Raw genomic sequence first — 15,441 nt, 5'->3', positions numbered from 1 at the left:
ACTATAAGTTTATTTTATTATCCAAAAAATGACCTCACCCTAAACACAGGCAAGGCCACTCTCCATCTTCTATTTACAAAAACAACAACCCTAACCCAATCACAACGCCACTAACCACCAACACAATCACACAAAAGCCCATGATGTCTTTGGCTTTCAGTCCGGCGATTGCCAGTGCGGGTAAGGCCCAGAACGGCTGGATCATGTTTGTCCAAGCGTCACCCCATGCAACAGCCATGGCGACTTTCGCCGGATCACTGCCAAGCATTTCGGCAGCTTCTAACATAATCGGTGCTTGTACGGCCCACTGTCCGCCACCCGAAGGGACGAAGAAGTTGACCAGTCCTGCACTAAGAAATGCGAAAAGTGGAAACGTGTCTACTGTTGAAATATTGACGAACGCTTCTGAAATAACGGCTGCTAAACCAGAAGCTGTCATCATGCCCATAATTCCCGCATAAAACGGAAATTGAACGATGATCGCACCCGCTCCTTTGACCGCTTCTTGAACAGCGATCAAATACTTGCGAGGTGTTCCGTGGAATAAGATTCCGAGGAACAAGAACATAAAGTTAACCAAGTCGAGCGTTAACGCAAAACCATTTTCGATGAAATAATAAACAATAAATGCAATACCCAATGCCCCGATAACCACTGATAAAATCCAGCTGTTTTCCAAACGTTCTGCTGGTGTCATGTCTGCTTTAGCCGGTTGTTCCTCAACTTCTGGTTCCACCAGCACTTTCGGATCAACAACAACCGTTTCTTCTTTTCTCGGCATCATCAACCGGTTTAATAAAGGAACAATAATAACTAATGCGGCAATAATGATTAAGTTATAGCTAGCAAAAATGGTTTCAGTCGTTGGAATGATGCCAATTTTATCAACAAACGGATGTCCTTCTGTCGCGATTGATAACGGAATCGATCCTGAGAACCCGGCATGCCAAATCAAAAATCCAGAATACGCACTGGCAATCAGCAAACGGTAATCGACATTTCCAACTCGCTTCGCTAATTCTTTTGCGAACAATGCACCAATAACCAACCCAAAGCCCCAGTTGATCCAGCTTGCTGCCAGTGACACTAAAGTTACCCAGATAATCGCACTACCTGGCGTTTTTGCGAAACTCGCCAGTTTGCCTAAGCCTTTTTTAAATATCGGGCTGCTTGCCAATACAAATCCGGTCACGAGCACCAGCACCATTTGCATGGAGAATGCGAGCAACGCCCAGAATCCTTCACCCCAAAACGCCACCATCTGTACAGGTGACGAATCGGTTAAGCCTAAGCCCAGTCCGAACACGACCACAGTCAAGATGATAACGAATAAAAACGGATCCGGTAAATACCGTTCCATCAAGTTATTCGAAAAGCGTGTAATCCCTTTCATCCTCTTACTCCCCCTTTTATGTAAATTTGCACTTCCTTTCTTATGCTACCTTATTCCTCCTCTTCATTGCAGAAAATTTTGATTATTGACAGAAATTTTTTTTTTTGTAATCTTACTCATTCAGCAGAAATCCGCTTTTCTGATGTTGTTGACTACCCATTTGTCAACAAAAAAAGCCTCTGGAGAGCTAGATCGCTCTCCAAAGACTTTAGTCATGTTATGTAAAGAAAGATAGCAATCAGCTAGTTTGCATCGCGCTGCGCTATTCTTTTCCTCCATTCTGTACCGATTAATTTAAGAATAAAAACTGCCAGCGAGGCGACTAAGATAAGCCAGATGATAAACTCCCAGTAAGGCATATTGGTACTATGGTAAAATGTGGTCCCAATCAATGCACCTAGAAAGGCTAAGATTAAATTCAAAAACGGATCTACTTTCTTCGTAAATATCGGTTCTTTTAACCATGTGGCTAGTTTACTTTTCCTATTTTCCATATGGGCCTCTTTTAATATTTTTATTTCTTTTTGCCCAAGCTGGTAAAATAAATGCATACAGCAAGAATCCCGCAATAGCTTGCCCGATAACAACGTTCCAGTCCGGATTACCATCTAATAGGTACGACACTACATATCCTATAAAGCCAAAGACCAGCGTACCCAAAATTGTGTTTTTCACGCGTTTATTCATCAAATCCCACTTTCGGTTAGCAGTTTGTAAAGCGTCTCTTTTCACTTATTCCCTCTTATAATTGCTGAAAACTAATTGCTGAAATGGACAAATCCTCGTTGGTTTTTTAGTTATCTAATGCAAGACGTTGAACCGAATACTTGGAATGAGTTCCTGTTCATATTCAAATTTTTTTGATTTCGAAAGTTTCGTTTATTTCTTTAGTTTCTGCTTAATCCCTTGTATAATAAAAAGAAAAAGGAGTGGAGAAGATGGTGGATCTGCTCGATAATGTAAAACCTCGCCCTTCTGATGAAGCGATTAAAAGTGAGCGCGTGAAAGAATATGTTCAATTAATGAGACTTCATGAAGCACTTGAAAGAAAAAAGAACATGCTGTATGAAGAGCTGAAAGAAGAAGAGCGCAAAGAAGCCTTTGAAGCACTAAGCAACGAGTTTAACCTCCCCCCTCATGTCACGGTTCGCGATGCCGCAGACATCATGAGCATCAGTCCACAGATGGTTCGAAGACATTGTGCTGAAAAAAAACTTGCTGCTCAACAGACCTTTGAAGGCAGTGGAAAATGGCGAATTGAAACCAAACAATTGATGGATCAGCCCAATTGGGAGCGATTTATTGAAAAACGTGCCCGAATTAAAGACCAGTCACTTGGACTTGCTGATGAAATGTTGAACCAATTGCAGGAAGAAGACTAACCGAGCTATGGCTGAATTTAAGCAATATACAATAGACACGAACTTTTTTCGCTATCATGCCAACAATAACGGCGACAATAAACTGAGCAAAGCAGCTGTTCTTTTCTGGAAAGCTGCAAAAGAAGAGATAGAAAAAGGCGAGGCAGTTATTCTGGTTCTTGCAGAAGTTATAAGGGAATTAGAAAATGCAGAAACATGAAAAATCCCCTTCAAGCAATTGAGCTGCTTGAAGGGGATTTTATTGTTAACGCTGTCTTTCTAATTTATTGTCTGGAAAACTTGCTTCACTACTAAGAAAAGATCCATCCACTCACTCCTCAATCTCCAACAACTCAATCAACCGGATCACTCTCTCATCCTCCCCCGGCTCGATCGCCACCAGCTCCGTACCTTCAATGATTTCATTGTAAAATTCCTCGCCCGCAGGATACTCACCGTCCCAACGCAATGGCACATTGTATACGTTGATCGTGCCATCTCCATTGCTGCTGTAAGTAACAGATCCATCCACCAAACGCGATCCCGCCAGTTGGATGACAGGTTCCGGATAAGCGGCGCTCGTGTCATCGTCCGGATTGAGCGGTGTGCCTGCCGGAATTTGCTGGACGTACAAGCCGTCTATCTCCTCGTTTGGCCCAAGCTGCAGCCACACTCTGGCGTATTCAATCTGCTCGCTGGAATACTCGGACAAGGCATCTGTCTCTTCCATCTCCGCTTCTTCTTCAATTACTGGTATGTTGTCTTCCGGGTCCTTCCATTCCCTCGAAGGATCCATGATCGGCGCATCTTCTTCACCGCAGCCAGCCAACAGCATCAATGCAGCAATCATGCAAAGGAGCTTTCCAACCTTCTTCATCGGTCCCGCCTCTCCTTTCCTTTATTCCGAATAAATAAGTTAGCTGTACATTCGATAAACGGAGTCTGTTTTCCTGCTTGAGAGCTTATGAATTTCCCGGAACCATTTCGATAACCAATAGAAAAGCCCATGTGAACGGCATCTCCATCGTCAGATTAGTATCCAACAATTTTGGTGCCGTCCACATGGGCTCTTCATCTATTCCATTGCTTTTTTACACTTTCGCCAAAATCAAAACGCCTTTTTCTTTCAAAACCAGATTTCCGCTCACTTGTTCATCCGTCAGCACTTCTCTATACTGGCTGCCGTGCAGCTCGATCGTGACTTCCTCGTTGTTGTGGTTCAACACGAACAAATAGCTCTGGCCGTCTTTTACGCGTTCGGTGGTTTCGACGCCGTCCGGTACGGCAAGCAACGGCTCGACACCCGCTTCATCGCAGACTGTCTTGAGGAAATCGACCAGGAATTCCGCGTCCGGGCTTGAAGCCACGTACCACGCTTTTCCTTTTCCGAATTTGTTGACGGTCAAGACCGGCATGCCTTTGTAAAAGTCAGAGCCATATTCTGCAACGGCTTCTGCGCCTTCTGTATGGATCAAATCAAACAGCAGATTGCATGAATACTTGCCGCTCAAACTTCCGCGTGATCCTTTTACAACGATTTGATTGGTTTCATCCGGGTGCAGCGCATCGATTTCTTCTGCCCAAATGCCAAGAACGTTGCGCAGTTCACCTGGATAACCACCGAGTGTCACGATATCAGTTTCATTGACAATGCCGCTGAAGAACGTTGTTAGGAAGGTACCGCCATTTTCGACGAATTTCTCGACTTTCGCTGCGTAGCCTTCTTTGACCATGTACAGAACCGGTGCAATGACGACGTCGTACTTGCCCAAGTCTTCTTCGACGCCAATCATGTCGACTTGGACATTCAATTTGTACAGCGCGTCGTAATATTTATGGACTTCGTTGACATAGTCGAGCGACACAGAAGGTCCGCTTGACAGTTCGGTCGCCCAGCGGTTTTCCCAATCAAAGACGATCGCCACTTTAGCGTTGACCCGGGCATCGAGCAAGGTATCGGATAATCCATTCAATTCTTTTCCTAATTGGGCAACTTCATTGAAGACGCGCGTGTTTTCGTGGCCGACGTGTTCAATGACCGCTCCGTGGTATTTCTCGCAGGCACCGACTGAACGGCGAAGCTGGAAGTAAAGAATGGTATCCGCCCCGCGGCCGATTGCCTGGTAGCTCCATAAACGCATAACGCCCGGGCGCTTCAGGGAATTATACGGCTGCCAGTTTTGCTGGCTCGGCGTTTGCTCCATCAGCATGAACGGCTTCCCGCCTTTTAATCCACGCATCAAATCGTGGGTCATGGCGGTGTAGCTAAACGGCGTATCGATTGACGGGTAATTGTCCCAAGACACGACGTCCATTTCTTTTGCCCATTTGAAGTAATCCAGCATCGGATATGTACCCATCAAGTTAGTAGTGATTGGGATGCTGGTTGGCACGTGCTTGCGGATGGCGTTGTATTCCAGCTTGTAGCAATCCAGTAAACTATCCGACTGGAAACGGCGGTAATCGAGTGAAATGCCTTGGAAATCAGATACATTGTCTTCACGTTCTTCGCTTAGCATATTCGGTGCAACAATTTCGTCCCATTCGTAAAACGTATGGCCCCAGAATCCGGTGTTCCAGGCTTTGTTGAGCTTTTCAAGCGTTCCGTATTTGTCGCTTAACCAGTTGCGGAAAGCGTCTTGGCAATTTTCGCAATAGCAGTAGCCGCCGTATTCGTTGGAGACGTGCCAAATCAAGACCGCTGGGTGGTCTTTGTAGCGCTCTGCTAATGTTTCAGCAATTCGCTCCGAGTATTTGCGGTAAGTCGGGCTGTTCGGACACGAGTTGTGACGACTGCCGAATTTGCGTTTTCTGCCGTAAAAGTCGACACGCAAGACATCCGGGTATTTCTTCGCCATCCATGCCGGATGCGCTGCCGTACTTGTTGCGAGGCACGTGTAAATGCCGTTTTCGTAGAGGCGATTTATTTTTTCATCTAGCCAGTCAAAGTTGTAGGTATCTTCATTCGGCTGATTGAGTGCCCATGAAAAAACGTTTAGAGTGGCCACGTCAATTCCTGCCAGTTTGAACATCCGAACGTCTTCGTCCCAAATTTCTTTCGAATCCCATTGTTCAGGGTTATAGTCCCCACCGTGCCAAATCTTCGGCAATTTATCGTTAATCATTCTATTCCATCCCTTCTATATATGTTAATTTAATAATTTCCACCTGCAGATATTCCGCTAAGCAGCTCCGCTTTCGGGCCTACTGGATGTGGGTCATGCAGCTGGTGCGACAGGAAGTCGCGGTACCAGCTGCCGCGGAATCTCCACTGTTTTGCTCCGTACCCTAGGTAGAATCAGTATAAATAAAGTTTTTTTCAGCACTGGCGCGTCAACGGGCTAAGCAGAGCAAGAAGACAAGCGGGTTCCTGGCTTCTTGCGGGAGCTATGCCCAGAATGGCCGGTGCGCTATTAGAACTCAACTCCACTTACACTCGCTTTAATTTATAAACAATAGAAGAAAAATCAGCCGGATGTTCATTCGTGCGGTAGCGGTTTAGCTGCAAGCCTGCGCCCATCAGTTCGTCTCCGTAAAACGTGGCGTCTATTCCGTCGATTGTATACTCGAATTCCGGGTTCAGCCCTTTAAAGAACACACGTGTGAGTCCTGGGTTTGGTCGCGACAGGACTTGATAATAGCCGAGTATCGCTTCATTTTGGTCGTCTGACACAACCATCCAGCTGGTGATATTGCCATCTTCCGCAAACGGGCTTTCGATTCGGTAAAATTGCCCTTGCTGGATGAGCGCACGGTTTTTTTTGTAAAAAGCGATTTGTTCTTTTACTCTTTCTTTTTCTTCATCTGTCATCATCGTCACATCAAGTTCATAGCCAAAAGCGCCAAAGTAAGCAACATTTGCTCGTGTCTCGAGACTTGTTCTCCGGCCCACTTGATGGTTGGGCACTGCCGAGACGTGCGCACCCATCGAGCTGAGAGGATAAACCAAAGACGTACCGTATTGAATCTTCAAGCGTTCAACCGCATCGGTGTCATCACTAGTCCACCCTTGCGGCGCGTAATGCAGCAAGCCCGGATCGAACCGGCTGCCGCCTCCAGCGCAAGACTCGAACAACACATGGGGAAATTCTGTCGTCAGTCGTTCATATAAAGAATACACGCCCAAAATGTAACGGTGCGCCACTTCGCGCTGTCGGTTTGCTGGCAAGTCCAAAGAGCCAATTTCTGTCATGTAGCGGTTCATGTCCCATTTCACATATGAAATCGGTGCGTCCCGTAAAACCTCTGCCATTAAGCTATGAATAAAATCCACAACTTCCTGTCTTGAAAAATCAAGAACAAACTGGTTTCTGCCATGCGACATCGGCCGATTTGGTACATGGATCACCCAATCGGGATGAGTTTTATACAGCTCGCTCGCTTTCGATACCATTTCCGGTTCGAACCATAAGCCGAATTCCATTCCCAAGCCGGTAATGTCTTTCGCCAATTGAGTGATGCCGTTCGGCAATTTTCGCTCGTCCTCAAACCAATCACCTAAAGACGTCGTGTCATCATCGCGCTTGCCGAACCAGCCATCGTCCAGGACGAATAGCTCTACACCTAATTCTTTGGATGACTTCGCGAGTTCAAAGATTTTCTCTTCATCAAAATCGAAGTACGTCGCTTCCCAATTATTGATTAACACCGGACGTTCACGGTCGCGCCATTGTCCGCGTGCCAATCGTGTTCGGTACAACCGGTGGAACGTCTGGCTTAAACGATTCAACCCTTCTGTCGAATAGACCATAACCACTTCTGGTGTCTGGAAACTCTCGCCACTTTCCAGCAGCCAATTAAAATCGAACGGGTTGATGCCGATCATCAAGCGCGTCACATCGTAATGGTCTACTTCAACCTGCGCCAAGAAATTGCCGCTGTATACCAGGCTCACGCCGTACACTTCACCTTGATGTTCCGTCGTCTCCGGCCGCTTCAGTGCAAGAAACGGATTTTGCTGGGCGCTGCTCGTCCCTCTTGTACTGGAAATACTTTGGGTGCCAGGCACCAGTTTGCGGTTTTTAATATGCCGCTCTCTTGCCCATGAACCCGACAGCTGCAGCATCTCAAAATCCGAATCCGGCAAATCGATGCTGGCACTAAACGCTCTCGTCAAATTCACATCCTTATGCCCACGATTGATAAATTGAGCAGAGCGGGCAATTGCATTTAATTGTTCAAACACCGTATAAGAAAGCCGGACTTCCACATCGATTTCTTTATCGTACAAATAAACTTCCAACGTAGTTGCCTCATCTTCGGTCTCTACATAAGTGGCAGGCAATCCTTCAAGCTTCTTTTTGCCTTCAAAAATCTGATGATCTTGATACACCAGATTCGTGATGCGGCTGCCGTCTTCCTGCAGCACCTGGTACGCCGGCTCCCGGAAATCCGTCGTGCCGTATGCCGGGTACTCCTGTTTGATCACATCCAGCGAAAAAACAAGATCCTCTTCATTGACGCAAGCTGTATTTGGCGTAGCCTCCACATGAAACAAACGCTCGAACGAATCCCGATGGCGCAGCTTTTTTCCATAATAAAGATGGCCAAGCTGATCGTTTTCTAAAACGCTGAAAATATAACTTACTTTCTCAGTTTGCAGGTGAAACTCACGTGTAGCATCGTTATATAAAATCGGCACAATTTACCTCCTATATAAGTTGAACTAGTGATTGTTCATTGACGATATTCCGCAAAACAGTTACGCTTTCCTGCGGGCTTGCGCCGAACTAACTTGAGCTAACGCTCAAGTGGATTTCGACACTTTGCTATCCCGCGGGAGTCTCCACTGTTTTGCTCCATATCAACTAGTAATTTAATGAAGAAATATAATGTCATAGTTAGTTAGTTAAATCTCTTAGCGCCGGCGCGTCCACGGGCTAGGCGAAGCAAGAAGACAGGCGGTTTTCCTGGCTTCTTGCGGGAGCCATGCCCAAAGCGGCCGAAGCGGCATATAAGAACAACACCAAGCTATCAACTGAAGTCTCCCCTAAAAGCTGACTATCATTTAACCCTTAACCGACCCCATCATTCCCGCAACAAAGTGTTTCTGCATGAGGAAGAACACAAGTGCTGTCGGCAAGGTGGCGATGACGATGGCTGACATGATGACCCCGTAGTCTGGTGAATAGCTTGAGCCCAGATTTGAAATCAGCAACGGAATGGTTCTTTTTTCTGGTGATTGCAAAATGACCAATGGCCACAAGTAGTTATTCCAGCTATTCATAAACGAAATGATTGCCGCTGCTGCATACGTCGTTTTCATCGTTGGCATGTAAACTCGGAAAAAGACGCCAAGCTCACTCAAGCCGTCAATTCTTCCTGCCTCCACCAAATCTTTTGGAAACATTTTCGTGTTTTGTCGGAAGAAAAAGATGAAGAACGCGGTCGTCGCTGTCGGCAAAATAACAGCTCCCAGCGAGTCAATTCCAATGAGCGGCGCCGTTTCGCTGATACTGCCGAACATGCGGTACAAAGGAACCATAATCGCCGCAAACGGAATCATCATTGACAACAGCAAGACGGTGAAGACAATGTCTTTTCCTCTGCTGCGGTGAATTTCAAAGCCGTAGCCGGCAAGCGATGCGAACAGCAACGTCAAAATGGTGCTGATAATCGCGATGATGGCTGAGTTCATCAAAGCCGGGACGATATCCACGGTCGCAAACAAGGTTTTCATGTTTTCAATTAAATGAGTACCTGGTAGCAAGCGTCCTTGCGTGACATCCACCGATTTATTGGTGATGCTGACGAGCATCCATAAGAAAGGAAAAATGGAAACGATGGCTGCCAGGCTTAGAAACGTATAAATGAAGATTCTTTTTAAGTTTTTCATTTTTTCTCACCCGCCACTCTGAATTGAATAATCGAAAGAATTATTACTAAGATTACGATGACATAAGATACGGTTGACGCGTAACCGAAGTCAGGCGTGTATTCGAAAGAAAGATTGTAAATATATTGCGAAATCGAAAGCGTTGCATTTCCGGGTCCACCGTTGGTGATGTTTACTACTTCATCAAAGATTTGCAATGTACCGATTGTGGACGTAATCGAAGTAAACAAAATTATCGGTTTTAACATGGGCACGGTGATTTGAAAAAACTGTTGGATGGCGTTTGCTCCATCCATTCTTGCCGCTTCGTAAATCGACTTATCGACATTTTGCAAGGCTGCTAGATAAAAAATCATGTTATAGCCTGTCCATCTCCATGTAATGGCAAGGATGATAACGACTTTCGCCCATACAGGGTCAGCTAAAAAGTTAATTGCTTCAGAGATGATCCCGAAATTGAGCAGAAATAAGTTGATAATGCCGTCGACACCGAACAAGTATTTAAAGATGACCGAATAGGCAACCAGTGAAGTTACACAAGGCAAGAAAATTGCGATTCTGAAAAACCCTCTAAATTTCAAGTTGGGGTCATTTAACAGTACGGAAAAAAAAAGCGCCAATACAATCATCAATGGAACTTGGATGAGTAAATAAATTGATGTATTGGTTAGCGCTGCGATAAATGTTGGATCGCCAAACAATCGCCGCCAGTTATCGAAGCCTACATACTCCAGATTCGCGCCCATTCCTGATTGAAAGGATAATAGAAAGGCTTGAACCATCGGATAAAAGTTGAAAATTGTGATTGCGATGATTGAGACAATGATAAACAACCAACCAACTTTTTTTCTGAAATACACACCGGTTTTTTGGCGTTTACTGTCTTTTAAGCGCACTGGGAGATCTATTTCGCCTCTTTTTGTCTTTTGCTGGCTCATGCTTGTCATTCCTCCTATAAAAAAACCTTGAGTTGGGCCGTCTGGTGAGCGATACGCACTCTTCCCAGCTATTCGGCGGCAACTCAAGACTTTAGTTATTTACAATCAATTATTTGAGTTGTGCTTCAGCTTGTCCTTGAACATTTTCTAGTACTGTTTCAAGCTCCGTGCCATTCAAATAATCTTGCATTCCAGTGACAAGGATGTCTTCAATTGCGTACGTGTGAAGGCCATAATTGACGCCTGGAATTTCTTCTGTCCATTTTGAAAAGTCTGCGATGATGGTCTGGCCATTGAAGAATTCATCTTCAGCTGCAAACGCATCTCCTTCAGCTGCTGCTGAGTATGTTCCGATTGCGCCGATGTCTTTTACAAGTGTTTGATACAAATCAGGATTTGAACCAAATGTATTAAGCATGAAATCAGCCGCTTCTTCTTTGCCATCTACGTTCAACACGTACCATGAGCTGCCGCCTAAGTTAGAAGCATTTACAGCTCCATCCATATCCAAGCGTGGCATTGGCACTACTGCCCATTGCCCTGATTGTTCTGCAGCTTGCTTGACGCTTGGTGTGATCCAGTTGCCAGTTGGGACACTGGCAACGTCGCCGCTATTAAATGCACCAACAAACTGACTCCAGTCAGAGACAACTTTTGTAATGTCTGCTTCCATCATCTTTTTGTAGGTTTCAAATGCTTTAACAAGTGTTTCGTTTTCTGCAATATTCGGCGTCGAGCCATCCTCATCTACATACCATGAGCCGTTTGTTTGGATCATCATACGGATTGGCGCCAAATCGTTCGGATCCATAGTTAACATATTTTTGCCTGTTGCTTCTTTTACAGATTTGCCGATTTCTATATATTCATCCCATGTAATATTCGTTACGTCTTCTACTGTGTAACCAGCTTCTTCGAGATAATCCGTGCGGACATATAATCCTGCTACACCTGTATCAAACGGCACTCCATATTGTTCGCCATCATAGCTAGTTGTCGCAATTTTATATTCTGCAAAGTCTTCTGAGTTGATAACATCTGTTAATGGATAAAATGAATCTGGATAAGCTTGTAAGAAACTTTGTGCACGGTAATCTTCAATCAAGACAATGTTCGGCATTCCTTTAGTCGTACCAGAGCTGAGTCCAGTATTTAGTTTTTGAATGATATCGTCTTGCGCGTTTTCAATGACTTCGACTTCATACTCGCCGTCTCCATCGTAGGCTTCTTTTGCTTTTTCAAGAGCTGCAATGTTGAATGCTGGATCCCAAGCCCAAGCCGTAATCGTATCTACACTTGATGAACCTTCTGAACCGCTGTCTTCACTTGCTTCTTCATCCCCCGAAGAACAAGCTGCCAACACAACCATGCCGACTACCAGCATTAGCATAAGATAAAATTTCTTCATCAAAAATCCCCCTTTTTGTAAGCGCTTAACTTTTCGCCTTACATACAGTATAACGACACAAAAAAAAGATTGTTAGAACAATCTTTAGGTGTTTTGTTTGAAAATTTTTAGATATTTCAGATATCTATTTATTTTAATTGTAATATTCTTAGATACTTGTAATTTTGTTAGTTATGAGCGAAGTATCCATCTTTTGAAGCGGCAATCCCACTCTCACTTTCGTGCCTTCGCCTTTTTCACTTGTAATCTCTACGCCGTATTCTTCGCCATAAAGCATTTGGATGCGTTCATGGACATTGCGAATGCCAATCCCGCTGAACAGATGACGTTTTTCTTTAAAATCTTCTTTCGTGTAGTCGCCTTTCATCTCCATGCCATCGCCATTATCCGCAATTTCACACAACAAGTTGTCGCCTTTTTGGGACACCAAAATTTGGACAAAGCCCTCTTTTTTCTCATTAAATGCATGGAAAAAGGCGTTTTCGATAAACGGTTGAAGAATCAGCTTCGGCAACTGGCAATCGAGACAATCCGGAGAAATGAAGAAATTTACTTTGATCTCTTCCCCGTACCGTGATTGGTTGATCAAGACGTAGTTTTTCAAATCTGTTATTTCCTGTTCCACGGTAATGGTTTGATCGACATTGCTGAGGGCATTTTGCAATAACGAAATCAGGGCATGAATCATATCGGTCGCTTTTTCTTTTTTGTCTTGCTGAATCATAAACTTTATGGAAGCCAATGTGTTGTAAATAAAATGCGGATTGATTTGATGCTGCAGCGCCATCAATTCCGCGCTGCGTTGCTTTTGCTGGGCCTGAACGACGAGATCAACGTATTCCTGCAATTCGCTGAGCATGGAGTTGAACGCGTTGGCGATTTTCTTTGCTTCATAGCCACCGGTTTCAGCGACTGGCATGTTGAAATCGTGTTTGGCCATTGTCGAGATTTGTTTGACCAACCGGCTGATGGAATTAGTCATTCGGCGGGATATGATAAACACGACGATTAAAGCGAGCAAGACGATGCCGAGGCTGATTAGGAGAATTTCTTTCGTGTTGATCAAATTATCCAGAACTGCATTTTTATCCACCAAATTCACCAAGTACATATTATAAGTCGGGAGGTATTGCGACATTAACAGATAATCCTTACCAAAAACATGTACATCTTTGAATTCCAGTTCCTCATTGTCTACTTCTTTTGCCAATGCTAGAACGTCGCTCGCACCGTCGCCGATCATTTCTTCTTTATTGCTGGAAACGATTTTTCCCGTTTCATCGACCAATAGCACTTCGTTTTCCATGCTCGTATAGCCCTCATAGAACTGTTTCAATTGCGCTTCCCGGATTGGGAAATACAAGACTCCATAAATTTCTCCGGTTGACCTTTCCATGAGTGCTTTGGTCGCGACAATCATCGGCTCATCATTAAACGAAGTAGACGGCAAATATTGATAAAGCAATGTGTTCGGGCGATTGATCGTGTACTCAGTAATCGAATGGTTTCGCAGCACTTCCCATGAGACCGGCCAATTCGAATAGTTCACATTGTACAGCCGCTCGTTGTTTCCGAGCACAATCATATTGGCATCATACGACTCAACTGTCGGATAAATGCGTTCGATCTGCCGGCTCATGTCGTGATAAGCCCTCGACGTTTCAATAGCATTCTGCTTTTCTTGTGTCAACACCCTTTTAATGGTGCCGTTGTTTTGGACTTCATTCGTCGCACCAACAACGGCAAAGCTATAGTCTTCGAATTGGGTTTCGATCTGTTCCAGCGCTTTCGTATTTGAAATGCTGAAAGTGTCCATAAACAAGTTGGAAGACATTCGGATAGAACTGAACGTGATCAATAACGATACTGCCACTATGCTGATCACCATGATCAAAAACATTTTGACAAATAGGCTGTTATTTCTTAAGACTAGAAAGACCTTCTTCTTCATTTTCATGGTGGGCTTGGAGCTCCTTTCGATAACTGCCTGGAGACATCCCGGTTATGCGTTTAAACACTTTGCAAAAATAGCTATGTTCTGAATAGCCAACCATTCCGCTGATGTTCGAAATCGACACCCTACTGTTTTCCAGCAATTCCATCGACTTCTTAATCCGCACACGGTTCAAATATTCGCTGAACCCTTCTTTGTGATGCGTGCTGAAATAAGAAGACAGATAGGATGCGTTAAAGTGGAAATGGTTGGCGATTTCAGACAGCCGCAATGGTTCCGTATAATGTTGCTCGATATAAGCCAGAATTCTTTCGATGTTGTTAGACTGGTCATTTGCTTTGTCACCTGATAACATAATTGTCCGCACTTCCTGCAGAAATCCGTTAAATTGTTCGAGCGCTTCGTTGACATGACGAGCATCATTGATAGTCGAGAAATAGCCGTATTTTTTTTGTTCGATGTCTGCGATGTCGTATTTCATGGCATCCAATAACACGATGACATTGAAAACAATATTGCCTAAAAACGACTTGAATTCAAAGCTGTCGTTATTGTATCGCCCTGCTAAATAATCGACGTGGTTTTCCAGATACGTAAATGTCGAATTGAACAAGCGGTCTTTGAACATCTCAATAAAGTGATTCAAGTCGAAATTGGCTTGTTTTTCATTTTCTTTCGGCAAATGATCGTAGACAAATAAGGGCTTTTCCGGCAGATAAAACAAATACTTTTTCATCTTCACTCTGCCTTCATCGTAAACTTTTTTGATGTCGTCGATGATATTGAACGGTTCGTATAGTATCCATGTTGTGTCCGGTTTTTCGGCTGCTCGATGTTCGATAGTCTGTTTGATCGCTTCTAGCTGATGCGCGTTGAAATTGAGCAAAAACGTTGTTTCGGTTTCGGTTGAACTCAACAAGAAAACTGGCATTTCTTCAAGAAAAGATCGTTTTAACATCGTTTTCAGTTGGGTTGGATCAATATTTTTTCCACGAACACCCACTAAAGCAAACTGGCTATTAGTAAATACAGCTGATAGAACTGCCTGATCCATCGAAAAATCGTAGCCCAGAATCATACTTCCCAGCATTTCTTCGGTGGAGCGTGTTGGCTTCACTGAAGCGGAATGTTGCAAATTGGGAATCCGGCTAACCACTTGGTTTAAGATACGTAATAATTCGGGTCCGTTTAACTTGGGCTTTAATATATAATCGGCGACTCCGTTCTGGAATGTCGACCGCACGTAATCGAAGTCTTCAAAACTGCTCAATACAATGATTTCGATATTGGGAAATGCTTTTTTTGCTTCTCTGACTAGATCAATGCCATCCATAATCGGCATGACGATATCCGTAATAACAATATGCGGAGAAAAATCCGCAATTATTTGCATCGCTTCTTTTCCATTCGAAGCTTCCCCAATAATGTGAAATCCTTCTTGTTCCCAGTTAATATAATTAATAATCCCTTGTCTAATCAACATTTCATCATCGACAATAAGAACTTTGCACGCTTCTCCCATGAACTTACCCCCTTAGACTGCACTCATAAG

The 15,441-nt window shown here is 44.2% G+C and carries 13 protein-coding genes; 2 read left to right on the top strand and 11 right to left on the bottom strand.

Going from position 1 to position 15,441, the window contains the following annotated elements; all coding sequences use genetic code 11:
* Positions 1–73: 73 nt before the first annotated feature.
* The 3 genes from BBH88_RS03620 to BBH88_RS03610 form a co-directional block, all read right to left on the bottom strand.
* Positions 74–1,393, bottom strand: coding sequence for a short-chain fatty acid transporter (locus tag BBH88_RS03620; RefSeq protein ID WP_065537270.1), 1,320 nt, complete (start codon positions 1,391–1,393; stop codon positions 74–76).
* A 242-nt stretch (positions 1,394–1,635) separates the two neighbouring features.
* Complete coding sequence (locus BBH88_RS03615) at positions 1,636–1,887, bottom strand: hypothetical protein (RefSeq protein WP_065537271.1); 252 nt, start codon at positions 1,885–1,887, stop codon at positions 1,636–1,638.
* Complete coding sequence (locus BBH88_RS03610; protein WP_083387739.1) at positions 1,877–2,125, bottom strand: hypothetical protein; 249 nt, start codon at positions 2,123–2,125, stop codon at positions 1,877–1,879. Before BBH88_RS03610 ends, BBH88_RS03615 begins: the two co-directional genes overlap by 11 nt.
* 206 nt (positions 2,126–2,331) lie before the next feature.
* On the opposite strand from BBH88_RS03610, the gene BBH88_RS03605 reads away from it, so the two are divergent.
* Both BBH88_RS03605 and BBH88_RS03600 read left to right on the top strand, forming a co-directional pair.
* Positions 2,332–2,775 carry a helix-turn-helix domain-containing protein gene (locus BBH88_RS03605; RefSeq protein ID WP_006828559.1) on the top strand — a complete coding sequence of 148 codons (444 nt, stop codon included), beginning with the start codon at positions 2,332–2,334 and terminating at the stop codon, positions 2,773–2,775.
* Between the two features lie 7 nt (positions 2,776–2,782).
* A complete protein-coding gene (locus BBH88_RS03600) occupies positions 2,783–2,974 on the top strand; it encodes a PIN domain-containing protein (RefSeq protein WP_006828560.1) in 192 nt (63 codons plus the stop codon).
* Positions 2,975–3,085: 111 nt separating this feature from the next.
* On the opposite strand, the gene BBH88_RS03595 is transcribed toward BBH88_RS03600, so the two are convergent.
* From BBH88_RS03595 to BBH88_RS03560, 8 genes are all read right to left on the bottom strand, one after another.
* Complete coding sequence (locus BBH88_RS03595) at positions 3,086–3,631, bottom strand: hypothetical protein (protein ID WP_006828561.1); 546 nt, start codon at positions 3,629–3,631, stop codon at positions 3,086–3,088.
* Between the two features lie 214 nt (positions 3,632–3,845).
* Complete coding sequence (locus tag BBH88_RS03590; protein ID WP_065537272.1) at positions 3,846–5,879, bottom strand: beta-galactosidase; 2,034 nt, start codon at positions 5,877–5,879, stop codon at positions 3,846–3,848.
* A gap of 305 nt (positions 5,880–6,184) precedes the next feature.
* Positions 6,185–8,395, bottom strand: coding sequence for an alpha-galactosidase (locus tag BBH88_RS03585; protein WP_065537273.1), 2,211 nt, complete (start codon positions 8,393–8,395; stop codon positions 6,185–6,187).
* Positions 8,396–8,761: 366 nt separating this feature from the next.
* The gene (locus tag BBH88_RS03580; RefSeq protein WP_065537274.1) at positions 8,762–9,589 is read right to left on the bottom strand and encodes a carbohydrate ABC transporter permease; all 828 of its coding nucleotides are present in this window, start codon (positions 9,587–9,589) and stop codon (positions 8,762–8,764) included.
* Positions 9,586–10,527, bottom strand: coding sequence for a carbohydrate ABC transporter permease (locus BBH88_RS03575; protein WP_006828565.1), 942 nt, complete (start codon positions 10,525–10,527; stop codon positions 9,586–9,588). Before BBH88_RS03575 ends, BBH88_RS03580 begins: the two co-directional genes overlap by 4 nt.
* 109 nt (positions 10,528–10,636) lie before the next feature.
* Positions 10,637–11,935, bottom strand: a complete 1,299-nt coding sequence (locus BBH88_RS03570; protein ID WP_065537275.1) for an ABC transporter substrate-binding protein — start codon at positions 11,933–11,935, stop codon at positions 10,637–10,639.
* 148 nt (positions 11,936–12,083) lie between these two features.
* Entirely contained in the window at positions 12,084–13,892 is a 1,809-nt protein-coding gene (locus BBH88_RS03565) for a sensor histidine kinase (RefSeq protein WP_006828567.1), read from the bottom strand.
* Positions 13,852–15,411 (bottom strand): response regulator transcription factor, encoded by a 1,560-nt coding sequence (locus tag BBH88_RS03560; protein ID WP_065537276.1) that lies wholly within the window; start codon positions 15,409–15,411, stop codon positions 13,852–13,854. The genes BBH88_RS03565 and BBH88_RS03560 overlap by 41 nt, the downstream gene beginning before the upstream one ends.
* Positions 15,412–15,441: the final 30 nt, after the last annotated feature.

Origin of the sequence: Planococcus antarcticus DSM 14505 (assembly GCF_001687565.2) — a bacterium.
GTDB classification, from domain to species: Bacteria; Bacillota; Bacilli; order Bacillales_A; family Planococcaceae; genus Planococcus; species Planococcus antarcticus.
This window is presented reverse-complemented; position numbering and strand designations above follow the sequence as displayed.

Coding starts and splice junctions, on each gene's coding strand:
- BBH88_RS03620 (WP_065537270.1), bottom strand. CDS start 1,393: ATGAAAGGGATTACACGCTTTTCGAATAACTTGATGGAACGGTATTTA.
- BBH88_RS03615 (WP_065537271.1), bottom strand. CDS start 1,887: ATGGAAAATAGGAAAAGTAAACTAGCCACATGGTTAAAAGAACCGATA.
- BBH88_RS03605 (WP_006828559.1), top strand. CDS start 2,332: ATGGTGGATCTGCTCGATAATGTAAAACCTCGCCCTTCTGATGAAGCG.
- BBH88_RS03600 (WP_006828560.1), top strand. CDS start 2,783: ATGGCTGAATTTAAGCAATATACAATAGACACGAACTTTTTTCGCTAT.
- BBH88_RS03595 (WP_006828561.1), bottom strand. CDS start 3,631: ATGAAGAAGGTTGGAAAGCTCCTTTGCATGATTGCTGCATTGATGCTG.
- BBH88_RS03590 (WP_065537272.1), bottom strand. CDS start 5,879: ATGATTAACGATAAATTGCCGAAGATTTGGCACGGTGGGGACTATAAC.
- BBH88_RS03580 (WP_065537274.1), bottom strand. CDS start 9,589: ATGAAAAACTTAAAAAGAATCTTCATTTATACGTTTCTAAGCCTGGCA.
- BBH88_RS03575 (WP_006828565.1), bottom strand. CDS start 10,527: ATGAGCCAGCAAAAGACAAAAAGAGGCGAAATAGATCTCCCAGTGCGC.
- BBH88_RS03570 (WP_065537275.1), bottom strand. CDS start 11,935: ATGAAGAAATTTTATCTTATGCTAATGCTGGTAGTCGGCATGGTTGTG.
- BBH88_RS03565 (WP_006828567.1), bottom strand. CDS start 13,892: ATGAAAATGAAGAAGAAGGTCTTTCTAGTCTTAAGAAATAACAGCCTA.
- BBH88_RS03560 (WP_065537276.1), bottom strand. CDS start 15,411: ATGGGAGAAGCGTGCAAAGTTCTTATTGTCGATGATGAAATGTTGATT.